The following is a 23,411-nucleotide window of genomic DNA, read 5'->3' on the forward strand; positions in this document are numbered from 1 at the left end:
TACGACGGACCTGACAGCCCTATCGGACGATCGTCAACCGTTCGGCCGCGCGCGTGATCGCGGTGTAGAGCCAACGCTGGCGAGTTTCCTTGAATGCCCAGCTTTCGTCGAAAAGCACGATCTCGTTCCATTGCGACCCTTGCGCCTTGTGCACGGTCAGCGCGTAGCCGTAATCGAAATCGTCGAAGCGCTTCTTCTGCTGCCAGGGAATGTCGGCGTCGGGATCTTCGAATGCCGCTTTGAGCAGCTTGATCTTGGCGACGCCGCGATCCGGGTCATCTTCCTCTGGTGAGACCAGCAGATTGATGCCGGGCTTGACCGTCTCGCGCGACGAGGTCATCACCTTCCACAGCGAGCCGTTGAGCAGCCCCTTGGCCGGATCGTTGCGCAGACAGACCAGCTTGTCGCCGGCTTGCGGATAATCGGCGTTGAACCCCTTCAGCTCGCGCAGCCGCTGGTTATAACGGCGGCGCGTGCGGTTGGTGCCGACCAGCACCTGGTCCGCTTTCAGCACCAATTCCTGGGTGACGTCTTCCTTGCCGATCACCTGCGCCGCGCCATAGTCGCCGCGCATGAACTCGCGGCCCTCGCGCACGTCGAGCGCCAGCCTGATGATCGGGTTGTCGCGCGCCTGGCGGTGGATTTCTGTGAGCAGAATGTCCGGCTCGTGGTCGGTGAAGAAGCCGCCGCCGGAGATCGGCGGCAACTGGCCGGGATCGCCGAGCACCAGGATCGGCGTGCCGAAGCTCATCAGATCGCGGCCAAGCTGCTCGTCGACCATTGAGCATTCGTCGATGACGACGAGCTTGGCGCGCGAGATCGGGCTTTGCCGATTAAGCGAAAAGGTCGGCGACATCGAGGTCTTGCCGGTCACCTCGTCCGCTACCGATTCCTCGCCTTTCGGCCGGTAGATCAGCGAATGGATGGTGCGGGCATTGACCGCGCCTTTGGAACGCAGCACCTGCGCCGCCTTGCCGGTAAAGGCGGCGAACTGCACCTGGCCGTCGACATGCTCGGCGAAATAGCGCGCCAGCGTCGTCTTACCGGTGCCGGCATAGCCGAACAGCCGGAACAGCTGCGGCTTGCCGGCTTTCAGCCAGCCGGCCACCGCCTTCAGCGCTTCGTCCTGTTGAGGGGAGAATTCCATCAGCGCGACAGACCGGATTCGCGAGGGAAAGACAAGGTGACTGCCGTCACCATCAATTTTCATCGCCGGCAATCACGCCGCTGCGACAGGGTCAGGCTATCAGTGACGAACAGGAACGTAAAGAGAACAAGGCCAGGCGACCGCAGCTTACCCGGCCCGCTGTGGATCGTTCTCCAGCTGGATCGGCTTGCCATGCGGCGTTGCATGCGCGGCGCGTTCCCAGGCAGCGGCGAGCGCATCGACGTCGCGCTTTCCGGCAACGCCCTTGGCCAAAAGCAGCTTTTCCAGCGCTGCCAGCCAGTGCTCGTAGTAATCGTGACCGTCGCGCGCGGCGCCCGGCCGCTTCACCTCTGCGGACAAAGCATCCGCCCATTCGCTCCACGAAAACAGCCCGTTGTCGTGCAGTGCTACCGTCATGGCAAAGGCCTCTGCTTGCCACGGCTCGGCAAACACAGGCGCCTCGACACCGGCGGGCAGCATGGCGGCGACTGAGCCCGTCTCACGCCGGCTCAAGGTAGCTCTCCCAGGCATCGATCGACACGACGAGTGTCGGATCGGCGCCCTCGCCCCAGATTTCGCCGCCGGTGAAGGCCACCGTATAGACCCATTGCGGGTTTTCGCCCTGGCCGTGCGCATTGGTGTCGGGAAAGACAAAGCCGTCGCGCACAGCCTCGACGACACCTCGCTTGCCGCGTGCATAGCGCGGCAGTCTGGTGTGGCCGGTCGGATGAAAGTTCCTGGTTCGCACGGGGTCGCCCGCCTTGAACCGCGCAGGCACGGCGACAGGCCGGTCGCAGTGCCCGCCCTTGGCCAGCACCGCCGGAACGTCCTTAGCCTTCAGCACCCGTTTGGGTGTCGCTGCCGGGTCGACTGCGTCGCCCGTAGCCAGGTCGCGGTCGCTGACGAAACCATGGCGTTTGAGCAGCACCTCCAGCGCCTTGATCCATATCTGGTAGTAGCTGGAGGCATAATAATCCGCTGGATGCAGCGATTCCCGCGCGTGCCGACTCTCGTCGATGGTCCAGGCGCCCATGGCGCCGGCGCACAACGTCACGCCCAGCGCCCGCCTTTCCCAATCGGCATGGAAATAGGGTTCGTCCGGTTCGGGCGCGACCGGCCCGAAACCCATCTGGCCGCCGAGATCCTGCGGCCCGTTCATGCCGGCTCCCGCGCCAACGCGGTGCCGATCATGGCATCGCGCGTCACCAGATCGGCGAGCCGTGCCTCATCCCAGCCCTCCCTACCCCGGGGGCGCATCGGCACCACCAGATAGCGCAGCTCGGCGGTCGAATCCCACACCCGGATTGTCGTCCTCGCCGGCAAGGTCAGACCGAATTCCTCGAGCACGCCGCGCGGATCGATCACTGCGCGCGAACGGTAAGGCGGCGCCTTGTACCAGACCGGCGGCAGGCCGAGAACCGACCACGGATAGCAGGAGCATAGCGTGCAGACGACGAGGTTGTGCGTGTCGGCCGTATTGAACACCGCCTGCATGTGCTCACCTTGCCGGCCGGTGTAGCCGAGCGATTCGATGGCCGCCGTCGCATCACGCTTCAGCCATGCGGCAAACCCGGGATCAACCCAGGCCTTCGCCACCACCTTTGCGCCGTTGCGCGGCCCGATCTTGGTCTGGTAGGTGTCGACGATAACATCGATCGCCGCCGGATCGATCAGGCCTTTGCGGGTGAGAATCGTCTCCAGCGCGCGCACCCGCGCCGCAAAAGGATCAAGCTCGTTGTCGTGGTCGTGATTATGCGGCATGACGTCAAATTACGATCGCGGCCCCCGGGCCGCAAGCACCACGGCTTGGGCCAGCGCTATTCCGCTGCCGCCTTCTGCGGCACCGGTTCTTCCTCCTCGTCGAACAGTGACGGCTGGTCGACCGCTTCGACCGGGCTCGGCTCGCCCCGGCGCCGTGCCCACAGCCCGACCAGCCAGCCGGAAAAATGCTCCATGTAGACGTAAATGACGGGCGTGACGAACAGCGTCAGCGCCTGCGAGGCGACAAGACCGCCGACCACCGCCACGCCGAGAGGCTGGCGCAATTCCGCGCTGGCGCCGGTGCCGAGCGCGATCGGGATGGTGCCCATCAGCGCCGCAAGCGTGGTCATCATGATCGGCCGGAAGCGCATCAGGCAGGCCTTGTGGATGGATTCGACAGGCGACATCCCCTCGCGCCTGAGTTCCAGCGCCACGTCGATCATCATGATGCCGTTCTTCTTGACGATGCCGATCAGCATCAGGATGCCGATCACCGCGATCACCGACAGATCCATCCCCGCCAGCCGCAGTGCCACCAGCGCGCCGAGCACCGCCGACGGAAGCCCGGTCAGGATGGTGAGCGGGTGGATGAAGCTCTCATAGAGCATGCCGAGAACGATATAGATGGTCAGGATCGCGCCGCCGATCAGCAGCCCCTGGTTGGAAAGCGAATCCTGGAACGTCTTGGCCGTGCCCGAGAAGGCGGTCGAGATCGTCGGCGGCATGCCGATCTTGTCCTTCAGCGCGTTGATGTGGCTCACGCTGTCGCCGAGGGCCACGCCTTGCGGCAGATTGTAGGAGATGGTCACTGCCGGAAGCTGGCCGAGCTGGTTGACGGTCAAAGCACCGGCGGTCCGATCGACGCGGGCGAACGCACCGAGCGGCACCAGGCTGCCGCTCGCCGTTCTCACCTTGATGGCGAGCATCCGCTCGGGCGACCACTCGATCTTCGGGTCGAGCTCCATGATCACGTCGTAGCTATCGGCCGAGCCGAAGATGGTCGACACCTGTTGGGTGCCGAAACCGCCATAGAGACTGGAGCGCAGCGTGTCGGTATCGACGCCGAGGTTCGCCGCCTTGTCGCGGTCGATCACCAGCGTCGCCTGTAGCGCGTTGTTCTGCAGGTCATTGGTGACGTCGGTGAAGGCGGCATGATCGGCGGCCATCGCGTCCGTCAGCCTTTGCGCCCAGACGTTCGTCAGGCCGGTATCGAGGCCCTGCACGGCAAGCTGGTAGGCACTCGCCGAAGAACGCGCGCCGAGCCGCAGGTTCTGCACCGGTTGCATGTAGGTTTCGATGCCGGGCACATTGGCAAGCTGGCGCCGTAGATCCGAAAGCACCTTGTCGATGTTCGGTCGCTGATCCTTGTCTTTCAGCTGCACAAACAGCTGGCCCTGGTTGAGCGCATTGTTTCCACTGCCCGCCGACCAGCCGACATGCGCGACGTAGGGCGAATGGGTGAAGACATCCGCCACTTGCCCCTGCAGCTTCACCATCGCGTCAAACGAAATGTCCTGGCGCGCGATGGTCGTCACCGAGACCTGGCCGATATCCTCCTGCGGAAAGAAGCCCTTCGGCGAGATCTGGATCAGCCACACCGACAGCCCGGCGGTCACCAGGAAGACAAGGAAGACAAGAAAATTGTGGCACAGGCAGAATGTCAGCAGCCTGTCATAGCCCCGCATGAAGACGTTTTGTCTATGGTCCCCGCCGTGCGCTGCTTTCTGCTCGGCTTTCGATAACGACAACAGCCGCGAGCACAGCATCGGCGTCAGCGTCAGCGAGACGAACATCGACGCCAGGATGGCGACCGTCACCACCACTGCGAATTCGTTGAAGATGCGCCCGATCACGCCGCCCATCAAAAGCACCGGAATGAACACGGCGACCAGCGAGATCGAGATCGATATGATGGTGAAGCCGATCTCGCGCGCGCCCTTGAGCGACGCCTCGAGGGCAGAGAGCCCGTCCTCCTCCATGTGGCGGAAAATGTTTTCGAGCATGACGATTGCATCGTCGACGACAAGACCGACCGCCAGCGTCAGCCCCATCAATGAGACGTTGTCGATGGAAAAGCCGAACAGGTACATCACGCCCAGCGTGGCGATGAGCGAAATCGGTACCGCCACCGCCGGGATGATCGTCGCCGTCACCCGGCGCAGGAACAGGAAGATCACCATCACCACCAGCGCGATGGTGAGCAGGAGCGTGAACTGCACGTCATCGACCGCCTCGCGGATCGATGTCGAGCGGTCGTTTAGCAACTGGATGCTCGCCGCTGCCGGCATCTGATCGTCGAAGGAAGGCAGCATCGCCTTGACGCGGTCGACGACGTCGACGGTATTGGCATCCGGCTGGCGCTGCACGGCCATGATGATGGCGCGGGTGCCGTCGTACCAGCTTGCCGTCGTCGTGGTCTCGACCGAATCGATGACGCGGGTCACCTCGCCGAGCCGCACCGGATGGCCGTTCTTGGTGGCGATGATGATGTTGGAGAATCCCGCCGCATCGGTCAGCTGCGTGTTCGCGGTGATCGTCAACTGCTGTTTGTTGTTTTTGAGCACGCCGAGCGGCGTGTTGCTGTTGGCCGAGGCAATGGCCGTCTGCAGCTGGTCGATCGAGATGCCGCGTGCGGCGAGCGCCGTCGGATCGATCTGGACGCGCACGGCATATTTCTGCTGGCCGTAGATCGAAACCTGCGCAACGCCATCGATCGTCGACAGCGACGGCGAAATCACATTCTCGGCAAACGCGTCGAGATCGGTCAGCGGAATGGTGTCGCTGACCAGCGACATCAGCAGGATCGGCGCGTCGGCTGGATTGACCTTGCGGTAGCTCGGCGGGCTGGTCATCTCCGGCGGCAATTGTCGTTGCGTACGTGCGATCGCTGCCTGCACGTCGGCGGCGGCTGCATCGATGTCGCGGTTGAGTACGAACTGAATGGCGATCGAGGTCGAGCCGAGCGAGTTGGTCGTCGAGATCGAATCGATGCCAGCGATAGTGGCAAACTGCTTGATCAGAGGCGTTGCCACCGAGGTCGCCATGGTTTCCGGCGAAGCCCCGGGCAGCGAGGCCGAGACGTTGACAACCGGAAATTCGGCGCTTGGCAGCGCCGCGACCGGCAGGAATTTGTAAGCAAATAGTCCGCCCAGAACCAGGGCGAACGACATGAGCAGCGTGGCGACGGGCCTGCGGATGCAGAATTCGGAAATCATGGCTGTGTTCCGCCCGTCCGGTCAGCCTCGGCAACCTTCGGAGCCGCCCGATCGCCTGTGCCGGTCGAAGCCTTGCCTTCGCGCACCGCCGCGCCGTTCTTCAGTTTGGTCTGACCCTCGACGACGACACGCTCGCCGCTTTTCAATCCTTGGCTGATTGCGGTGTTGGTGCCTTCTGTCAGCGCGACCTGCACGGGCCGCATTTCAACGGTGTTGTCCGGCTTGATTACATAGACGAACGGGCCCTTCTGGCTGGGCTGGACGGCGACCGTCGGAACGGACGTCATTTGTGGCATGATGCCGGCATCGAGCACGACGTTGACGTATTGGCCCGGCCATAGCGAAAGATCGGCGTTGGGCACACTGGCCCACGTTGCGATCGTGCCGGACGCCGTGTCTACGCTCGAATCGACGAAATCCAGCGTTCCCTTGCCGATCGGCTTCGGGTCGCCGTCCTTGGTCAGCGTCACCGCACCTTGCTGCGGTGCTGCCAGCGCCTTGTGCAGCAAGGCAAGATCGCTTTCGGGGAGATTGAAGTTCACCTGCAGCGGGTCGACCTGCGTGATCGTCACCAGTGGAGTCGACGTGCTGCTGCCGTTGCTGGTGGTGACGAGATCGCCGACGGCGACGCTGACTGCGCCAAGCCTGCCGGAGATCGGCGCCCTGATCGTGGCGAAGCCAAGCTGGATTTGGTCCGCATCGATCGTTGCCTTGTCAGCGTCGACGGTGGCCGCGGCGGATTTCTGCGCCGCGACGGCCTGATCGTAGGTCTGCTGTGTTCCGGCCTGCCTGGCGACGAGATTTTTGGCGCGCTGAAGATCGGCCGTGGCGCTGGCAAGCAGCGCCTGGTCTTTCGCGAGCGTCGCCTGATCGCGTGCCAGTTGTGCCTTCAACGAGCGATCGTCCAGCGAGAACAGAAGGTCGCCGGCCTTCACCATCTGTCCGTCCTTGACCGCGATTGCGACGATCTGACTCGATATCCGCGCGTTGATGCTGACCACGGCAGGAGAGGACACAAAGCCGATGGCATAGCGCCGGACCGGGAAATCGGCCGTCGTAGCGGTGGCGGCAACCACCGAAGTCGTACGCGCGGCATTTGCCGCTGCAGCGGGCTTGTCCGCCGTCGCCGTCTGATTCGCCGACAGCATCTGCTGAAGACCGCTCATTGCGCTGGGCGAAAGATAGAGCCACGCCGCGGCAACGCAGGCTGCAGCGATCACCGCTAATACGATCTTTCCGCGCATCGACAAAAGACCTCTCGATCCGACACGCCGCTATCCGGTGGCCGTAGTCTAGCTCAACTCGCAGCCTCTTGCCGCGCTTTTGCCAGATAATAGAGGATGCCGACGGCGAAAAAGGGCCAAAACCCGTCATTACGAAGATTTAATGTGCAGTGCACAATAGAACGGCAGCTAACGCAGCATCGGCCACAGCGTCGCCGCAAGCATCGCACCCATGGCGATGTTGAACCATTTGAGCCGCACCGCATCCGCCAGAAAGCCGCGCAGCGCCATGCCGAAACCGGCCCAGGTCGAAATGCTCGGCAGCATGACGACGGCGAAAGCGGCTCCGATCAGCACCACCGACACAAACGGGCGTTCCGGATTGGTATAGACGGCCAGGGCTGTAGTCGCCATCACCCAGGCCTTGGGATTGACCCACTGGAAAGCCGCAGCCTCGATGAAGCGCATCGGCTGGCCCTTCGCCTCGCCTTCGCCGCCGAGCGAGCGCGACATGGCGATCTTCCAGGCGAGATAAAGCAGGTAGAGGCCGCCAGCGATCTTCAACCCGGTGTGCAGCACCGGAAAGGCCGTCAACACGGCGCCAAGCCCGAAGCCTACGGCAAGCAACAGCACGAGGAAGCCGAAGCCGATGCCGAGCATGTGTGGCACGGTTTTGACCAAGCCGAAATTCACGCCCGAGGCCAAAAGCATGAAATTGTTCGGACCCGGCGTGATCGAGGTCACGAAGGCATAAACCAGCAGGGCGAAGAATGCGTCGAATGTCATGCCGTTCCCCTAATCAATGCGATCGGTGGCAAAGCGACGAGATAGAGCCAAGCTGGATGACTACATCCCTTGCGGGCCACGGTTCATCGCCGCCACTCCGGTACGGCAGATCTCGACCAGCCCGAGCGGTTTCATGATGGCGATGAACTGATCGAGCTTGGAGCCCTTGCCTGTGATCTCGAAGATGAAATGCTCGGTGTTGGCATCGATGACGCTGGCGCGGAATGCATCGGCGAGCCGGAGCGCCTCGACGCGGGCTTCGCCGGTGCCGGCGACCTTGACCAGCGCGAGTTCCCGCTCCAGTGGCCGCTCCTGTCCGAATTCCTGCGACCGCACGGTGAGATCGACGACGCGGTGCACCGGCACGATGCGCTCGAGCTGGTGCTTGATCTGCTCCAGCACGTGCGGCGTGCCGCGCGTCACGATGGTGATGCGCGACAGGTGCTTTTCGTGCTCGGTTTCCGAGACCGTCAGGCTCTCGATGTTGTAGCCACGTCCGGAAAACAGGCCGATGACCCGCGCAAGCACGCCCGGCTCGTTGTCGACCAGGACCGAAAGCGTGTGGTTCTCTGGTTTTTCCGTCTCCTTGGCGATGAAATAGGCGGAGCCGGTCGGTTGCAACTGTGCGTTCATGACATGAATCTCGATTTCAAACTTTTGCGCTAATCTGCTGTTTTCGCACAGCTTCCTTGAACCAGACTACACCAGTTCCCTGCCCTTGGCGTCGATAGCGTTGGCCACAGCTTCGTCCGTCGCCTCGTCCGGCAACAGCATCTCATTATGCGCCTTGCCGGACGGGATCATCGGGAAGCAGTTGGCGAGCGTCGCCACGCGGCAGTCGAACAGGACGGGCTTCTTGACCGCTATCATCTCCTTGATGGCGTCGTCGAGCTCGTCCGGCTTGTCGCAGCGAATGCCGTGGCCGCCATAGGCTTCGGCGAGCTTGACGAAATCCGGCATCGCCTCGGTGTAGGAGTGCGACAGCCGGTTGCCGTGCAGCAGCTGCTGCCACTGCCGCACCATGCCCATATATTGGTTGTTGAGGATGAAGATCTTGATCGGCGCCTCGTGCTGCACCGCGGCGCTCATCTCCTGCATCGTCATCTGCACCGAAGCGTCGCCGGCGATATCGATGACCAGCGCATCCGGGTGCGCGATCTGCACGCCGAGCGCGGCCGGCAGGCCGTAGCCCATCGTGCCCAGTCCGCCAGAGGTCATCCAGCGGTTCGGCTTCTCGAAATGATAGTGCTGTGCCGCCCACATCTGATGCTGGCCGACCTCGGTGGTGATGTAGGTGTCGAGGTCCTTGGTCAGCGCATAGAGCCGCTGGACGGCATATTGCGGCATGATCACCTCGTGGTTCATCTTGTAGGCGAGCGAATCGCGCGCGCGCCATTTGGCAATCTGCTCCCACCACGGGTGAAGCGCTTTCTTGTCGGCCTTGGCGGTTGCCCGCCACAGCCGCACCAGATCCTCCAGCACACGCCCGACATCGCCGATGATCGGCACGTCGGTGTGGACGTTCTTGTTGATCGACGACGGGTCGATGTCGATGTGGATCTTCTTCGAATTCGGCGAAAACGCGGTGAGCCGCCCGGTGATGCGGTCGTCGAAGCGCGCGCCGATGCAGAGCATGACGTCGCAATCGTGCATCGCCATGTTCGCTTCATACGTGCCGTGCATGCCGAGCATGCCCATCCAGTTCTTGCCCGACGCCGGATAGGCGCCGAGGCCCATCAGCGTCGAGGTGATGGGAAAGCCGGTGAGGTCGACCAGCTCGCGCAGCAGATGGCTCGCCTCCGGGCCGGAATTGATGACGCCGCCGCCCGAATAGATGATCGGCTTCCTGGCGCCGGCCATCAGCTCGACCGCCGCCTTGATCTTTTCCAGATCGCCCTGGACCTTCGGTTGGTAGCTGGTGCGCGGCGCCGTCTGCGGCGGGACATAGATACCCCTGGCGAACTGAACGTCCTTCGGAATGTCGACGACGACCGGACCGGGGCGCCCTGTCGTTGCCACATGGAAGGCCTCGTGGATCGTTGCCGCGAGCTCGTTGACGTCCTTCACCAGCCAGTTGTGCTTGGTGCAGGGCCGCGTGATGCCGACCGTGTCGCATTCCTGGAACGCATCCGAGCCGATCAGCGAAGTCGGCACCTGGCCGGTCAGGCAGACCAGCGGGATCGAGTCCATCAGCGCGTCCTGCAATGGCGTCACCGCATTGGTGGCGCCCGGCCCCGAGGTCACCAGCATGACGCCGGCCTTGCCGGTCGAGCGCGCATAGCCTTCCGCCGCGTGGCCCGCGCCCTGCTCGTGGCGGACGAGGATGTGCTCGACCTCGTCCTGCTGGAAGATTTCATCGTAGATTGGCAGAACCGCGCCGCCCGGATAGCCGAAAACATGCTTGACGCCATTGTCCTTCAGCGCCTGCACCACCATTTCGGCGCCCGTCATTTCGCTCCTTGGCATTTCAGTTCTTGGCATTTCGCGCCGCTCATTCTGTCCACTGCTCATCGGTCTGGTCCCGTACTGTTCGCCATCTGGCGATTGCTGGTCGTTTAGTCGTATTTCGGGCAATAAAAAAGGCCCCCGAGGGAGCCTGTGTCTTGCGCATGGGAGGTCATCGCCCGGCGGTTACACCGCCTTGCCCACGCGCTTTCCTACGAGAATGAGTGCCTTTTTCATGGTGGCGGACAATAGAATTGGTTTGACGCCGCTGTCAACGGCGAATGTGCACTTGGCCTGACGTCGGCACATCCGCCCATTGTGCACCCGCGCCGCCTTTCCGCCGCGCGGGTGTTCCGTTTCAGGCGCAGAGCACCACACCCCTCGCCTTGGCCCAGCGCTCGATGATCTTGCGCTCCTCGAGCGAGGCGAGACGATTGCCGAAACCGCGCACCTGCACCGCACGGTTTTGCGGGTCGAGTTCGATCGTCAGCAACCGCTCGATCTTGCCGAGCGCCGAGCGCCGCAGCACCCAGATCGAGGCATTGCCGGCGATGCATTTGGCCGCGTATATCGAGACGCAATGATGCATCGCCCGGCTCTCGGCGACCAGATCCTCGGCTGTCTTCAACTGACGGATGAAGAAACGCTCGCCATGCGCCCTTGCCTCTTTGGTCGACGGCTGCCAGTCCCAGTCGTCGAGGCGCGAGCCGTCCCAGGCGCGACCCTGCGACTGCGTCCCGGCAGTACGCGTGGCCCGCCCGGCAGCGCGGCGGCGCATTGCCTCGATGCGTTCGATCGCGGCAATGTCTCGATGCCATTCCAGCATCTGCCGACGCAGCGAGGCGAGCGTGCGACCCTTCAGGCTGTACGCCGCATCGCGCTGGTGCACGGCGCCGATATAGTCGCATAGATCGTCGATTTCCTCCTTTGACGCGGGTTGCCCGCAGAAGAACCGTGTCACCTCGCGCCAGAAGGCCAGATCGTTACGTGGCGTGCGCGCAATTTTCGACTTGGCAAGTCGGGCCGCCAACCCGGAATCATCCGTATAGGACCGGGCGATCGCCACCCAAAATGCCTCGTCGAACGTGAAATCGCCGGGCAAGTTCAGGAAGCAATGCACCTCCTTGCGAGACAGCCACGCACAGGCGCCCGCCTTGTAGAGCGAGTCACCACGCGCCACTGCGATATACCAAGCCTTGCGAAGCGCAATCTCGCCAGCATTCAACCCCGAGCTGTCCAGCCAGATCCCCTCGAGCGCGGCTGTAACCGGGTAGCGCGCATAGAGATGACGCGCCGCGGCCAGCCGCAGCCGCGCGGGGTCGCGCGTCTTCAGCTTTGGACGCCACAGCGCGCCGTCGCGGATCGCCATGCCGGCAAAGCCCCGACGTGCCTCGTCGAGCGCCCGCTCGAAATCCGGAGCGGGACGCGGGACGGGAAAAACCCGCCGCAGCGTTACGGCATATGCTTCAATGCGTTCGCGCTCGGCATCCTGCCTGCGCTGGATCATGGACTTTGCCATGGCCGTTCTTCCTGATTGGAACCCTGTCAGCCGCACGCAATTCCAGCGTCGGCACGGAATGTGTCGATCTGGATCGCCGGGTCATTGACAGGTCTCCTTTCAGGACGACGGATCAGAATGGGCGGCTTCTCTAAGCTCGCCGCCAATTTGACGCAAGAGCCATTCTTTCCATGCCCGCGACGGTCTGACGGGTGTTGCAAAGGTGCATCGTTGTCGCCATCACCGTGTCCGGCCGACGCGTTTCCAGTAGATGAGGGTGCCCGTCAGCCCGCCATGCGGCTTCAGCGCATAATCCGGTATTTCGCCGGCCAGCGTGAAGCCGAGCTTTTCATAGAGGCCGGAAGCCCCCTCCTCTTTTGCCGTGTCGAGGACCAACAGCGTGCGGCCTTTCTCCAAGGCAACGGCTTCCGCCGCCTCCATCAGGCGGGTTGCGATGCCCTTGCCGCGATAATCGAGGCGGGTCATCAGTTTGGCGATCTCGGCCCGGTGCGGCTGGTTGGGAGGGCAGTCGAGCAGCAAGGTGACGGTGCCGACCAGAGCCTCGCCGTTCCAGGCCCCAAGCACCGCCCTTTCGCCTCTGGCGGCCGCATGAAGCGACCTGTTCCAGAAGGCCGCGGCCATCTCCGGCGCCAGCGGATGCATGAAGCTGACCGAGCCGCCGGCAGCGACTGTCCCGATCAGCAGATCCGCCAGCATTTTTTGCGTTCCGTCAGTCCTGGTGAGTGGTCTGATTTCGATCGAACTCATGTGGTTCCCCTGCGCCGTCCGTCAATCGAAATGACTGGTCCGCTTCCGCTTCCTGGCCCGCCGGATTTCCGCGATGCGATCGGCGTCTTCCTCTTGCAGATGTCGCCCGCGTTCCAGCAGTTCGAGCGTGTATTCCTCATAGGTCAGGCCCAGCCGCTCGGCCTTGTCCAGCCGCATCAGCATGATCTCGCGGCTCGGCACTTTCCATGCCTGGGCATGGGCGGTCCGCCAGGCAAGAAACACATAGGGCTCACCCTTGCCCCAGGGCGGACCGTCATAGTCGTCGAGCGGCGGACCGCCATTGTCGGAGCGTTTCGGACGGCGCGCCTTCACCTCAGCCCCTGGCCAACGCAACCAGATAGTCGGCAGCGTCCGGCCCCGGAGCGTGAAAGACGCAATCGGATGGCGCGCCGAGCGCCAGGCAGTCGCCGGGTTCGAGCCGGTGAACGATGTCCCCCTCGGTGAATTCCAGCCGCCCGGAGATCAGCCATATCTGTTGCCTGATGAAGGCATAGGACGCCGCCGGGAAACTTACCTTGGCGCCGGCCGGCAACTGGATCCGGATCAGTTCGAGGGGTATGTCGGAGACCGGCGAAAGATGCCGCCGCACATAACCCGTAGCCGGATCGCGCCAGAGCGGCTGGTCACGTTCGCGAAGCAGGCCACCGCCCTGCAATTCCGCCCTTGCGATCAATGTGGACAGCGTCATGCCGAAGGCGGCCGCAATGCGCACAAGGAGTGCCGCCGTCGGGCTGGTCATGCCGCGTTCTACCGTGCTCAGCATGGCTTTCGAAACATCGGACCGCTCCGCCAGCGCTGCCAGGGACCACCCTCGAGCCACTCTTTCGGCATGTATTCTTCTGCCGATGGTCGAGGAGATGTCGTTCGCTATATCATCCATTAATCCAATATATCGAAATTTTTCTACGGAGCAACGGCCGTTTCATCCAGTTTTCGCAAACTCCTTAATGTCCGCTAAACCATCCGGCCTCATCCCACCTTAACCCCGTTCGCCTAGGCTCATCGCTTGGAAAAAGGGATCGGCGTGTCCATGCTCGTTGAACGCGAAGCCTCCATTGGGGAACCGACTTTGCTGGAGCGCCGCAGGGCGGAGCAGAACGACAAGCGCATTCTGGGCAATGTCGTGCAATGCGACGGCGCGCGCGCCACCATCAGCGCCTATGCCGACGATATCGAAGGCACGGTCACCGGCCTGTGGAGCGTCGGCAAGATGATCTCGATCAATCTCGGTACATCGCGAACCGTCGGCCTGGTCTATGAAATCGCCAAGTCGGATCGTGCCTGGAGCAGCGAGGGCCAGAATCCGATCGAGGTCAGCATCGAATTGATCGGCGAGGTGCGCGACGGTGCCGAACCCGGCGCGAAGCCGATCTTCGACCGTGGCATCACGACCTATCCGCATATCGGCGCCATTGCCCATCGTATCCGCAGCCGCGACCTGCAGGCCGTCTACGATCTCGCCGGTCGTCATTCGATCACCATCGGCACGCTGTCGCAGGACGAGGCCATCGACGCCAATATCGCCATCGACGATACGCTGGCGCGCCATTTCGCCATTGTCGGCACCACCGGGGTTGGCAAATCGACCGCCGTGTCGCTGCTCTTGCGCAAGTCGATCGCCGCCCGGCCCGACCTGCGCGTGCTCATCCTCGATCCACACAACGAGTTCGCCGCGTCGTTGGCCGAATATTGCGTCAGGGTCGATTCGACGACGCTCGACCTGCCCTTCTGGATGTTCAAGCTAGAGGAATTTGCTGAGGTGCTGTTTCGCGGCCGCGAGACGGTTCCGGAAGAGGTCGACGCCTTGCGCGATCTCATTCCCGCGGCCAAGAATCTCTACCGCAATCCCAACTCCGGCAACTATCTACGGCGCAGCACCGATGCGCTGACCGCCGACGCGCCGGTGCCCTATCGCATTGCCGACCTCATCAAGCTGGTCGACGAACGCATGGGATTGCTGGAAAGCAAGAACGATCGCCCGACCCTCAGGTCACTGAAGACACGTATCGAATCGGCGGCATCCGATCCGCGCTACCGTTTCATGTTCAACTCGCGCCTGATCGAGGACACCATCCACGAGACGATCGGCAACATCTTCCGCGTGCCACATCACGGCCGCCCTGTGACCTGCTTCGAAATGGCCGGCATGCCGTCCGAGGTGGTCAATTCCGTATGCTCGGTGCTGGCGCGGCTGGCCTTCGACCTGGCGTTGTGGAGCGAAGGCCGCCTGCGCCTGCTCTTCCTGTGCGAGGAAGCGCATCGCTATATGCCGGCCGATCCGCGCCTCGGTTTCGCGCCGACGCGGCACGCGCTGTCGCGCATCGCCAAGGAAGGCCGCAAATATGGCTGCTATCTCGGCGTCGTCACCCAGCGCCCGGGCGAACTCGACCCGACCATCCTGTCGCAGTGCTCGACGTTCTTTGCTATGCGGCTCGCCAACGATCAGGACCAGGCGATCATCCGGTCGGCGATTGCCGATTCCTCGGCTTCGACGCTGGCGTTCCTGTCTTCCATGGGCCAGCGCGAGGCCATCGCCTTCGGGGAAGGCGTGGCGACGACGATGCGGATGAAGTTTGAAAAGCTCTCCGAGGATTTGATCCCCGGCACGGCCAAGCGCGAGGACGCCTTGCCGTCCGAAACCGGCGACGAGGTCGACCTCGTGGCGATCGTCGAACGGCTGCGCAACGTGCCGAAATCACGACAGGCAATGCCTTTCGCGGAAGTCGTCGATTCGGGCCGGCAGGCCGGCGATTCGGACTATCGCAAGCCGTCGGCCGCACGCACCCAGCGAAACGACGATTTCGACTTGCGCTACGGCCTCAAGCCGGCGACCTTCGGCCTGCGTCCCCCAGAATGATTGAGCCGAGCGACTTTTAGGCAGCGCTCGCAGATATCAAAGCTGAGTTTCGATGGCTGTCTTGTCTATAACTGACCACACCTGGCGAATTTTCCCTCTCTGAAACTCATAAAATACGTTCTCGGCAAACGAAATTCTCTTCCCGCTTACATCGAGCCCAAGGAACGTTCCCCTTGGCGCGCAGTCGAAGCTTAGCCGGCTCGCTACATAAGGCGGATCGGCAACCAATAGCTGAATGTCGAAGTAAAGGTCCGGAATTTCGTCGAAGTCTCTCACCAACATTTCGAGATAGCCGGACAATCCGAGCTTGCGACCGTTGTGGGTCACTTCATCATGAACAAACCGCCCCAGATTTGGCCAATCCTGCTTGTTCAGGCATGCAATATAGCCTCGGTAAAGACCGGAGAGATCGGATTTAGTCACGGCAACACCTCTATTTCCGGCAAGCCCCGCAAAGGCAGCAGCATCTCAGCTTGACTGGGTGACGTCGGTCTGCGTGCACCGGAAACGCAGAAAACGATACCAGACGGCCGGCATCAGGAATTCAATGACGGAATTTCAGGCACAGACGCGGTTGCGCCCTTGCCTCTTCGCCTCATAGAGCTGGCGATCGGCGCGGCGATAGAACTCCTCGGCGGTTTCCTTGCGATCCCAGACGGCAAGCCCGACGCTGGTGGTGATTTTCAGTCGGACATTGCCCGTCAGCACCGACATGTTGGCGATCGCCTTGCGGATGCGCTCCGCGAATTTGGATAGCAGCTCGGCGTCCATATTGGGCGTGACCACCGCGAACTCCTCGCCGCCCAGGCGCGCCACCACGTCGTGATAGCGTGTCATGTCCTTGAGACAGTTGGCGACCGCCCGCAACACCTCGTCGCCGACATCGTGGCCGTGGCTGTCGTTGACCTGCTTGAAATGGTCGAGGTCGAGGATCATCAGCCCTACTGGTTTCTCGATGCGACGGAACTCTTCGAGATATTCCTTCAGCGCATCGTCGAAATAACGCCGGTTCTGCATGCCGGTGAGGCTGTCGGTGAGCGCCGCATGCTCTAGCGTCTCCGAACGCGCGCTGAGCGAAACGGTCATGGCGCGCAGCTTGCCTTCTTCCGTCGCCTGCTTTCGGATCAGCGGGTAGATGAAGAAAATGCCGAAGAACAGCGCAGTCGCCAGCAGCACGCCCGTCGCAAACAGCAGCTTGTTGAGATAGACGATTTCATCGAGTTCCGAAGGCGTATTGCTAATGTCGGCGGCCAGGGTTTGCAGGAGCCCATAGGCGTAAAGCGTCACCAGGCCGGCGGCCAGGATCACAAAAATAAAGACGAAAAAGGCTGATTCCGCCTTGTGGAAACGCATCTGCTCCCCGTTGGAAAGTTCGTAACGATCTTATGGCATGCGGGAACTTACGGACAGTTAACCTGGACAACTTCAACGCGAAATGTCCCCTCGGTGTCGACTTTTCAGGTTGCGCTCGAATGAGGGAGTGAGTGCATCGAGTCGATCCCCTCACCAGGACGCAATCTCTGCCATTCCGGGCCCAATTGGTGCCTGAACCAGGTCGCCTGCCGTTTGGCATATTGCCGCGTCGCGATTTTCGCGCGCTCGATGGCCTCGGGAAAACTGAAGGCGCCGGCCAGCGCGGCCTGAAGCTCGCGAACACCGATTGCTTTCATCGCCGGCAGGTCGGGATCGAGGCCGAGCGCTGAAAGCTGTTTCACCTCGTCCAGTGCCCCCTTGTCCAGCATGCGGTCGAAGCGAGCATCGATCCGCTCCACCAGCGCCGCTCGCTCCGGCTCGATGACGAAAAAGCGCGCGCTGCTCCTGTCGATCAACGGCCGGCCACGCGCGGCCTGCCAGTCCAGGATGGAACGCCCCGACGCGTCGAGCACCTCCAGCGCCCGCACGATGCGCTGGCCATCCGTCGGCTTCAGCATCATGCCGGCCGCAGAATCCTCGCGCAGCAGGATGCGGTGCAATCTCACTGCGCCCTGTTCCTGGAGCTCGTAGCGCCAGCGATCGCGGATCGACTTCGGAATGTCGGGCATCTCCGAGATACCTTCCGTGAGCGCCCGGAAATAAAGCCCGGTACCGCCGACGAAAATCACTGGCCGCTCCGAGAGCGTGCCGTCGTCGATCAGCTTCGTGACATCACGCAACCAGGCGCCGGTGGAATAGGCGGTGGACGGATCGACGTGTCCATAAAGAAAGTGGGGGACGCGGGCGAGTTCGGCAGGACCAGGCCGCGCCGTCAGCACGTCGAGCACCGAATAGCCTTGCATGGAATCGGTGTTGACGATGACACCGCCATTGCGCTCGGCGAGGTCGAGTGCGAGCGCCGACTTGCCGCTGGCGGTCGGCCCGGCTATCAGGATCGCGTTCTTCACGCGGCCTTCGCCCGCCTGTCCGCTGGAATTTTCGATGCCGCTGATCGCCACGCTTCTATCCCATCCCGCCGGCCGCGCATTGACGCCGACGCTAGCGAATATGGCCTCGCGGTCGGTCGGCGCAAGCGCTGTTCGCTGGCTGGCCGAAGGCATCGCCTGCGAACTCGACTTGCCGGAGACCGCCGACGCTTCCGAAATAACGGCGCGCCTGCAGGCCGCGCTTGCTTCCGAACCGATCGACGTGGCCGTCCAGCCGGCTGAGAACAGGCGCAAGAAGATCCTGATCGCCGACATGGATTCGACGATGATCGACCAGGAATGCATCGACGAGCTTGCCGACGAGATCGGCGTCAAGGATCGGGTCGCCGCCATCACGGCGCTATCCATGAACGGCGAGATCGCATTCGAGCCGGCCTTGCGCGAGCGTGTGGCGCTGCTCAAGGGTCTCGATGCCGCAATCATCGACCGCATCATCGACAATCGCCTGACGCTAGCCTCCGGCGGCCGCACGCTCGTCCAGACAATGGCGGCCAATGGCGCCTGGACGGCGCTGATCTCCGGTGGTTTCGACATCTTCACCACCCGCATCGCAGCATTGCTCGGCTTTCACGAAAATCGCGCCAACCGCCTGATCGAGCAGGATCGCCGCTTCACCGGCTTGGTCGCCGAACCGATCCTCGGCCGCGCCGCCAAGGCCGAAGCCCTTATCGAGATTTCCGCCCGCCTCGGCCTGACGCCTGCCGATGCCATTGCCGTCGGCGACGGCGCCAACGATCTCGACATGATCCGTCTTGCCGGCATCGGCGTCGCCTTGCATGCCAAGCCGGCCGTGGCAGCCGAGGCAAAGATCCGCATCGACCACGGCGACCTCACCGCCTTGCTTTATCTGCAGGGTTATCGCCGGGAGGAATTTGTCGAATGACGCCGATCCGCACCGAGCGCCTGATCCTGCGCAACTGGGGAGATCGTGACCGCGAGCTCTTCCATCGCATCAATTCCGACGAGCGCGTCATGGAATTCTTTCCGTTTCGGCGCGACCGTGCCCAGTCGGACGCCAAGATGGAGGAGTTGCGCGCGGCTATCGATCGCGACGGCTTCGGCTTCGCGGCCGCTGAGATCGCAGCCACAGGTGAATGCATCGGCTTCGTCGGCATAACCCGAACCGATCATTTGCCATTCCTGCCGCCCGGCACGATCGAGATCGGCTGGCGGCTGGCACCCGAATTCTGGGGCCGTGGCTATGTCACCGAAGCAGCCGAAGCCTGGCTGACCTATGGCTTTGAAAGACTTGGCCTCGACGAAATCGTGTCCTTCGCAGTCAAGGATAACAGCCGGTCCACTGCCGTCATGGAGCGCCTGGGCATGATCGCCGACCCCGCCTCCGACTTCGACCATCCCGGTGTTCCGGACAGCCACAGCGCACTCAGACGACATGTCTTCTACAGGCTGTCACGCACAGACTGGCAGGCAAGAAAAAGAGCGGCCCGCTAGCCGCCCTTTTCCTTTTAACATCAGAGTGTTGCAGGCTCTTCCGGACTCAATCCATCCGGATCGTCACGAACCGCAGCTCGCCGGTCTTCGACGCCAGCATCAAAAGCGCGTTCTTGCGCCCCTGCTCCTTCAGCGCGCCGATCCGGTCCATGACGTCCTTGGGCGTGGCGACCGATTCCTGCGCGATCTCGGTGATCACCTCGCCCGGCTGGATGCCGCGTTCGGCTGCCGCCGAATCCTTGGCGACGTCCGTCACGACGACGCCGGAGACATCGGTGGCAATGCCGAATTTCGTGCGCGTCTCCTCATTGAGCTCGCCGATCGTCATGCCGAGCACGGCAGCCGTCGAAACCGCAGGCGCCTTGTCGGCATCGTCCTGGTCGGTGTTGCCGTTTTCACCGCCGCTGGCAAGCTTTTCGCCGTCCTCGAGCCGGCCGAGCGTCACCTTGACGGTCTGCTCGACTCCTTTGCGCACGATGATCACGTCGACCGCCTTGCCGACCGGGCTCTCCGCCACGACGCGCGGCAGGTCGCGCATTTCGTGGATGTCCTTGCCGTCGAATTTGATGATGACGTCGCCGGCCTGGATTGTGCCGTTGTCGACCGGCCCGCCCTTGATGACGCCGGCGACCAGCGCGCCCTTGGCGGTCGCCATGCCCAGGCTTTCGGCAATGTCGTCGGTCACCGGCTGGATGCGCACGCCGAGCCAGCCGCGCCGCGTCTCGCCGAACTGGCGAAGCTGGTCGACGACGCCCGAGGCAAGCTGCGACGGGATCGAGAAGCCGATGCCGATCGAGCCGCCCGATGGCGAGATGATTGCCGTGTTGATGCCGATGACCTCGCCGCTGCTGTTGAACAGCGGTCCACCGGAATTGCCGCGGTTGATCGCGGCATCGGTCTGGATGAAGTCGTCATACGGGCCGGAATTGATGTCGCGATTGCGTGCCGAGACGATGCCGACCGTCACCGTGCCGCCGAGACCGAACGGATTGCCGATCGCCATCACCCAGTCGCCGACACGCATCGTGTTGGAATCGCCGAACTTCACCGCCGTCAGCTTGTGCCCTTTCGGATCGACCTTCAGCACCGCGACGTCGGTCTTGGTGTCGGTGCCGACCAGCGTCGCCTTGAGCGTCACCCCATCGGAGAAATTCACCTCGATGTCGTCGGCATCGGCAATGACGTGGTTGTTGGTCACCACGATGCCCTGCTCGGCGTCGACCACAAAGCCGGAGCCCAGCGACTGCACCTTTTGCCCGCCGCCGCCCTTGTCGCCGCCACGGTTCTTGAAGAAATCGTCGAAGAAGTCCTGGAAGGGCGAGCCCTCCGGCAGCTGCGGCATCGGCACTGCGCCCGGCCCCTCAGTGCCTTTGACAGTCTGCGACGTCGAGATGTTGACCACGGCGCCAAGCAGGCCGGCGGCGAGATCGGCAACCGAGGGCGGCCCGTCGGCTGCCATCGTCGGCGCCACGAACGACGGAACGGCAACGGCGCCGACCAGAAGCGCAGCGGCCCCGGCGATGAACGTCCGCCTCGCTGCGAGCAGAAGGGTGGTGGATGTCATCGAAAGGCCTCCGGGTGTTCTGAAAAAAACCGCTTCGGCAAAAATGCCGGTCCGCGTCATGTTGGCAAGAAATAAGGCACGTTTGCGGCTATGGCTACCGCCAGAGGATAAATCCTCCGTTACGCCGGCGCCCCTGCACCGGCCCTATTGGCCGGTGCCTGGCTGTGCTGCCGGTGGGGCGGGAGCGGCAGGTGCTGGCGCTGGTGCCGCCGGTGCCACAGGCGTTTCCTTGCTGTTCGGGTCGCGGAAGAAGCGGAAGAACTCGGAATTCGGCGACAGCACCATCGTCGTTCCGGCGCTGTTCAGCGCCGTGCCATAGGCATTCATCGACCGATAGAAATCGAAGAAGGCCGGATCGCGCAGATAGGCCCCGGCAAACGTGGCACTGCGCTGGGCTTCACCTTCACCGCGCAGGATTTCAGACTCTTTTTGCGCTTCGGCGACGATTTCGACCACTTCGCGGTCGGCGCGAGCCCTGATCCGCTGCGCTGCCTCATTGCCTCGCGCCCTCAGCCGCTCGGCTTCGGCGAGACGTTCGGCCTTCATGCGGTCGAAGGTCTGCTGCGAGACTTCGGCCGTGAGATCGGTGCGGCGGATGCGGACATCCTCGATCTGCAGGCCAAGCGAGGTGGCATCAGGCCTCAGCTGATCGCGCACCTCGCGCATCATCACGGCGCGCTCTTCCGAGAGTGCCGCCTCGAAGTCGCGCAGGCCGTAGACGCGGCGCAAGGCGGCGTCGAGACGCGTCCTCAGCCGGGCCTCGGCCAGTTCGATCTGGCCGGAGACCGCGGCGCGGAACACACGCGGATCCGAGATACGATAGGCGATAAAGGCATCGACCTCATAGAATTTGCCGCCCGAAACCTGGACACGGATGTTGTCGAGGTCGAAGCGCAGGACCCTGTTCTCGATCAGCTGGACGGTGTCGGCATCGAAGAAGGAGAATGGCGCCTTGAAATAGATGCCCGGCTGGTTCTTGACGTCGACGATTTCGCCGAACCTGAGCACCAGCGCCTGCTGGCGCGCATTGACGACGAAGACCGACGAATAGAGCAGGAACAGGATGACCGCGGCGATGACCGCAATGACGGGAAGACGGTTGGCCATCACTGGTTTCCTCCGGTGGCCGGTGCCGGCGCCTTCTGCTGCAATGCCGGCAGCGGCAGGTAGGGAACGACCCCTTGCCCGTTGCCTTGCTCGACGATGACCTTGCTCGAATCCTTCAGCACCCTCTCCATCGTTTCCAGGTAGAGTCGCTTGCGCGTCACCTCCGGCGCCTTGGCATATTCATCATAAACCGAGATGAAGCGCTGCGCCTCGCCTTCGGCCTCCTGCACGACCCGGTTTTTGTAGGCGGCCGCGTCTTCGCGGATCTGTGCGGCCGCACCGCGCGCCTGGCCGAGCTTCTGATTGGAATACTGATTGGCCTGCTCGACGAACTTGTCCTCGTCCTGCTCGGCGCGCTGCACCTCGTCGAACGCGTCTGCCACCTCGCGCGGTGGCGCGGCGTCCTCGATCGAAATGGCGTTGACGTTGAGGCCGGCCTTGTAACCGTCCAGCGTCGTCTGGATGATCTCACGCACCGACGCCGCGATGCCTTGCCGGTCGTCGCGGAAAATGTCTTGCGCCGGGCGCCGGCCGACCGCTTCGCGCATCGCGCTTTCGGCGACCTGCTGCAGCATGCCGTCCGGGTCGGACACGTCGAACAGATAGGCCTTAGGGTCGGAGACCTGATAGGCCACAGAGAACTGCACATTGACGATGTTCTGGTCGCCGGAAAGCATCAGGCCATTGCCGCTGGAACTGCCGCCGCCGATACTGACAAGCTGCTCGGCGATGTTGGCGGTCTCGACCGTTTCGATGGGCCACCAATGGAAATGCAGGCCAGGCTGCGACAGCTCCGCCTTCGGCTTGCCGAACCTGAGTTCCACCGCAACTTCGTCGGGCTGCACGGTGTAGACCGCCTTGAACGCCCATAGCACCACCAGCGCCGCGGCAATCAGCCCGAACACGGCAGGGCTCGCGCCACCGCCGCCCGGCAGCGCGCGCCGCAACCTGTCCTGCCCGCGCCGGATGATATCCTCGAGATCGGGAGGCGAGCCCTGCGGGCCGCTGGGTCCTTTTGGTCCCTGACCCCAAGGCCCCTGATTGTTGCCGCCGCCCCACGGGCCGCCGCCGCCGCTCTTGTCGTTCCAGGGCATGAATGTCCTTTCGCTTGGAATTCCCTCAAGCGCCGGCTCACCGGCGCAAAATC

Annotated in this window: 22 protein-coding genes; 3 read left to right on the plus strand and 19 right to left on the minus strand. The window is 63.0% G+C overall.

The features are described from left to right. Nucleotides 1-19 precede the first annotated feature (19 nt). The 13 genes from NKJ23_RS10140 to NKJ23_RS10200 form a co-directional block, all read right to left on the minus strand. Nucleotides 20-1,147: an ATP-dependent DNA helicase gene (locus NKJ23_RS10140; RefSeq protein ID WP_023720791.1), complete on the minus strand. Its 1,128-nt coding sequence runs from the start codon at nucleotides 1,145-1,147 to the stop codon at nucleotides 20-22. A 147-nt stretch (nucleotides 1,148-1,294) separates the two neighbouring features. Further along, the gene (locus NKJ23_RS10145) at nucleotides 1,295-1,627 is read right to left on the minus strand and encodes a nitrile hydratase accessory protein (protein ID WP_156937343.1); all 333 of its coding nucleotides are present in this window, start codon (nucleotides 1,625-1,627) and stop codon (nucleotides 1,295-1,297) included. 19 nt (nucleotides 1,628-1,646) lie between these two features. After that, on the minus strand, nucleotides 1,647-2,306 hold the full coding sequence (nthB, locus tag NKJ23_RS10150) for a nitrile hydratase subunit beta (RefSeq protein WP_352680213.1): 660 nt from the start codon (nucleotides 2,304-2,306) through the stop codon (nucleotides 1,647-1,649). Further along, nucleotides 2,303-2,908 carry a nitrile hydratase subunit alpha gene (gene nthA / locus NKJ23_RS10155; protein WP_352680214.1) on the minus strand — a complete coding sequence of 202 codons (606 nt, stop codon included), beginning with the start codon at nucleotides 2,906-2,908 and terminating at the stop codon, nucleotides 2,303-2,305. The genes nthB and nthA overlap by 4 nt, the downstream gene beginning before the upstream one ends. A 56-nt stretch (nucleotides 2,909-2,964) precedes the next feature. Continuing rightward, the gene (locus NKJ23_RS10160; protein ID WP_352680215.1) at nucleotides 2,965-6,123 is read right to left on the minus strand and encodes an efflux RND transporter permease subunit; all 3,159 of its coding nucleotides are present in this window, start codon (nucleotides 6,121-6,123) and stop codon (nucleotides 2,965-2,967) included. Continuing rightward, nucleotides 6,120-7,367, minus strand: a complete 1,248-nt coding sequence (locus NKJ23_RS10165; RefSeq protein WP_352680216.1) for an efflux RND transporter periplasmic adaptor subunit — start codon at nucleotides 7,365-7,367, stop codon at nucleotides 6,120-6,122. Before NKJ23_RS10165 ends, NKJ23_RS10160 begins: the two co-directional genes overlap by 4 nt. Nucleotides 7,368-7,535: 168 nt before the next feature. Next, nucleotides 7,536-8,132, minus strand: a complete 597-nt coding sequence (locus NKJ23_RS10170; RefSeq protein ID WP_352680217.1) for a LysE family translocator — start codon at nucleotides 8,130-8,132, stop codon at nucleotides 7,536-7,538. Nucleotides 8,133-8,192: 60 nt separating this feature from the next. Continuing rightward, nucleotides 8,193-8,765 (minus strand): acetolactate synthase small subunit, encoded by a 573-nt coding sequence (gene ilvN / locus NKJ23_RS10175; protein ID WP_023676680.1) that lies wholly within the window; start codon nucleotides 8,763-8,765, stop codon nucleotides 8,193-8,195. A gap of 66 nt (nucleotides 8,766-8,831) precedes the next feature. After that, nucleotides 8,832-10,583 carry an acetolactate synthase 3 large subunit gene (locus NKJ23_RS10180; protein ID WP_352564512.1) on the minus strand — a complete coding sequence of 584 codons (1,752 nt, stop codon included), beginning with the start codon at nucleotides 10,581-10,583 and terminating at the stop codon, nucleotides 8,832-8,834. A gap of 352 nt (nucleotides 10,584-10,935) precedes the next feature. Then, nucleotides 10,936-12,096 carry a PcfJ domain-containing protein gene (locus NKJ23_RS10185; RefSeq protein ID WP_352680218.1) on the minus strand — a complete coding sequence of 387 codons (1,161 nt, stop codon included), beginning with the start codon at nucleotides 12,094-12,096 and terminating at the stop codon, nucleotides 10,936-10,938. Nucleotides 12,097-12,315: 219 nt separating this feature from the next. Next, complete coding sequence (locus NKJ23_RS10190; protein ID WP_352680219.1) at nucleotides 12,316-12,843, minus strand: GNAT family N-acetyltransferase; 528 nt, start codon at nucleotides 12,841-12,843, stop codon at nucleotides 12,316-12,318. 21 nt (nucleotides 12,844-12,864) lie between these two features. After that, a complete protein-coding gene (locus NKJ23_RS10195; RefSeq protein ID WP_352680220.1) occupies nucleotides 12,865-13,176 on the minus strand; it encodes a hypothetical protein in 312 nt (103 codons plus the stop codon). Nucleotide 13,177: 1 nt separating this feature from the next. Further along, nucleotides 13,178-13,744, minus strand: coding sequence for a helix-turn-helix domain-containing protein (locus NKJ23_RS10200; protein ID WP_352680221.1), 567 nt, complete (start codon nucleotides 13,742-13,744; stop codon nucleotides 13,178-13,180). A gap of 150 nt (nucleotides 13,745-13,894) precedes the next feature. Here NKJ23_RS10200 and NKJ23_RS10205 point away from each other — a divergent pair, with 150 nt between their 5' ends. After that, on the plus strand, nucleotides 13,895-15,721 hold the full coding sequence (locus tag NKJ23_RS10205) for an ATP-binding protein (RefSeq protein WP_352450066.1): 1,827 nt from the start codon (nucleotides 13,895-13,897) through the stop codon (nucleotides 15,719-15,721). A 36-nt stretch (nucleotides 15,722-15,757) separates the two neighbouring features. On the opposite strand, the gene NKJ23_RS10210 is transcribed toward NKJ23_RS10205, so the two are convergent. The 3 genes from NKJ23_RS10210 to miaA all read right to left on the minus strand — a co-directional run bounded on the left by NKJ23_RS10210 (nucleotide 15,758) and on the right by miaA (nucleotide 18,147). Then, on the minus strand, nucleotides 15,758-16,144 hold the full coding sequence (locus tag NKJ23_RS10210) for an ester cyclase (protein ID WP_023676687.1): 387 nt from the start codon (nucleotides 16,142-16,144) through the stop codon (nucleotides 15,758-15,760). Nucleotides 16,145-16,279: 135 nt separating this feature from the next. Then, nucleotides 16,280-17,074: a GGDEF domain-containing protein gene (locus NKJ23_RS10215; protein WP_023676688.1), complete on the minus strand. Its 795-nt coding sequence runs from the start codon at nucleotides 17,072-17,074 to the stop codon at nucleotides 16,280-16,282. Between the two features lie 104 nt (nucleotides 17,075-17,178). Further along, complete coding sequence (gene miaA / locus NKJ23_RS10220; protein ID WP_023676689.1) at nucleotides 17,179-18,147, minus strand: tRNA (adenosine(37)-N6)-dimethylallyltransferase MiaA; 969 nt, start codon at nucleotides 18,145-18,147, stop codon at nucleotides 17,179-17,181. Here miaA and serB point away from each other — a divergent pair. Both serB and NKJ23_RS10230 read left to right on the plus strand, forming a co-directional pair. Next, nucleotides 18,137-19,024 carry a phosphoserine phosphatase SerB gene (serB, locus tag NKJ23_RS10225; RefSeq protein ID WP_352450067.1) on the plus strand — a complete coding sequence of 296 codons (888 nt, stop codon included), beginning with the start codon at nucleotides 18,137-18,139 and terminating at the stop codon, nucleotides 19,022-19,024. The genes miaA and serB overlap by 11 nt on opposite strands. Beyond that, complete coding sequence (locus NKJ23_RS10230) at nucleotides 19,021-19,593, plus strand: GNAT family N-acetyltransferase (RefSeq protein ID WP_352680222.1); 573 nt, start codon at nucleotides 19,021-19,023, stop codon at nucleotides 19,591-19,593. Before serB ends, NKJ23_RS10230 begins: the two co-directional genes overlap by 4 nt. A gap of 46 nt (nucleotides 19,594-19,639) precedes the next feature. Here the strand turns inward: NKJ23_RS10230 and NKJ23_RS10235 are convergent, their stop codons facing one another. The 3 genes from NKJ23_RS10235 to hflK form a co-directional block, all read right to left on the minus strand. Then, the gene (locus NKJ23_RS10235) at nucleotides 19,640-21,157 is read right to left on the minus strand and encodes a DegQ family serine endoprotease (protein WP_352680223.1); all 1,518 of its coding nucleotides are present in this window, start codon (nucleotides 21,155-21,157) and stop codon (nucleotides 19,640-19,642) included. Between the two features lie 144 nt (nucleotides 21,158-21,301). Then, nucleotides 21,302-22,264 (minus strand): protease modulator HflC, encoded by a 963-nt coding sequence (hflC, locus tag NKJ23_RS10240; protein WP_352680224.1) that lies wholly within the window; start codon nucleotides 22,262-22,264, stop codon nucleotides 21,302-21,304. Beyond that, entirely contained in the window at nucleotides 22,264-23,358 is a 1,095-nt protein-coding gene (gene hflK / locus NKJ23_RS10245; protein WP_023676693.1) for an FtsH protease activity modulator HflK, read from the minus strand. The genes hflC and hflK overlap by 1 nt, the downstream gene beginning before the upstream one ends. Nucleotides 23,359-23,411 lie beyond the last annotated feature (53 nt).

Origin of the sequence: Mesorhizobium sp. M0184, assembly GCF_040322215.1 — a bacterium.
GTDB lineage: Bacteria > Pseudomonadota > Alphaproteobacteria > Rhizobiales > Rhizobiaceae > Mesorhizobium.

Excerpts from the sequence above, each read along its gene's own strand:
- NKJ23_RS10185 (WP_352680218.1), bottom strand. The coding sequence starts at position 12,096 with ATGGCAAAGTCCATGATCCAGCGCAGGCAGGATGCCGAGCGCGAACGC.
- NKJ23_RS10160 (WP_352680215.1), bottom strand. The coding sequence starts at position 6,123 with ATGATTTCCGAATTCTGCATCCGCAGGCCCGTCGCCACGCTGCTCATG.
- nthA (WP_352680214.1), bottom strand. The coding sequence starts at position 2,908 with ATGCCGCATAATCACGACCACGACAACGAGCTTGATCCTTTTGCGGCG.
- hflK (WP_023676693.1), bottom strand. The coding sequence starts at position 23,358 with ATGCCCTGGAACGACAAGAGCGGCGGCGGCGGCCCGTGGGGCGGCGGC.
- nthB (WP_352680213.1), bottom strand. The coding sequence starts at position 2,306 with ATGAACGGGCCGCAGGATCTCGGCGGCCAGATGGGTTTCGGGCCGGTC.
- hflC (WP_352680224.1), bottom strand. The coding sequence starts at position 22,264 with ATGGCCAACCGTCTTCCCGTCATTGCGGTCATCGCCGCGGTCATCCTG.
- NKJ23_RS10145 (WP_156937343.1), bottom strand. The coding sequence starts at position 1,627 with ATGCTGCCCGCCGGTGTCGAGGCGCCTGTGTTTGCCGAGCCGTGGCAA.
- serB (WP_352450067.1), top strand. The coding sequence starts at position 18,137 with ATGCCGCTGATCGCCACGCTTCTATCCCATCCCGCCGGCCGCGCATTG.
- ilvN (WP_023676680.1), bottom strand. The coding sequence starts at position 8,765 with ATGAACGCACAGTTGCAACCGACCGGCTCCGCCTATTTCATCGCCAAG.
- NKJ23_RS10180 (WP_352564512.1), bottom strand. The coding sequence starts at position 10,583 with ATGACGGGCGCCGAAATGGTGGTGCAGGCGCTGAAGGACAATGGCGTC.
- NKJ23_RS10235 (WP_352680223.1), bottom strand. The coding sequence starts at position 21,157 with ATGACATCCACCACCCTTCTGCTCGCAGCGAGGCGGACGTTCATCGCC.
- NKJ23_RS10190 (WP_352680219.1), bottom strand. The coding sequence starts at position 12,843 with ATGAGTTCGATCGAAATCAGACCACTCACCAGGACTGACGGAACGCAA.
- NKJ23_RS10170 (WP_352680217.1), bottom strand. The coding sequence starts at position 8,132 with ATGACATTCGACGCATTCTTCGCCCTGCTGGTTTATGCCTTCGTGACC.
- NKJ23_RS10230 (WP_352680222.1), top strand. The coding sequence starts at position 19,021 with ATGACGCCGATCCGCACCGAGCGCCTGATCCTGCGCAACTGGGGAGAT.
- NKJ23_RS10215 (WP_023676688.1), bottom strand. The coding sequence starts at position 17,074 with ATGCGTTTCCACAAGGCGGAATCAGCCTTTTTCGTCTTTATTTTTGTG.
- NKJ23_RS10140 (WP_023720791.1), bottom strand. The coding sequence starts at position 1,147 with ATGGAATTCTCCCCTCAACAGGACGAAGCGCTGAAGGCGGTGGCCGGC.
- NKJ23_RS10165 (WP_352680216.1), bottom strand. The coding sequence starts at position 7,367 with ATGCGCGGAAAGATCGTATTAGCGGTGATCGCTGCAGCCTGCGTTGCC.
- NKJ23_RS10205 (WP_352450066.1), top strand. The coding sequence starts at position 13,895 with ATGCTCGTTGAACGCGAAGCCTCCATTGGGGAACCGACTTTGCTGGAG.
- NKJ23_RS10200 (WP_352680221.1), bottom strand. The coding sequence starts at position 13,744 with ATGGATGATATAGCGAACGACATCTCCTCGACCATCGGCAGAAGAATA.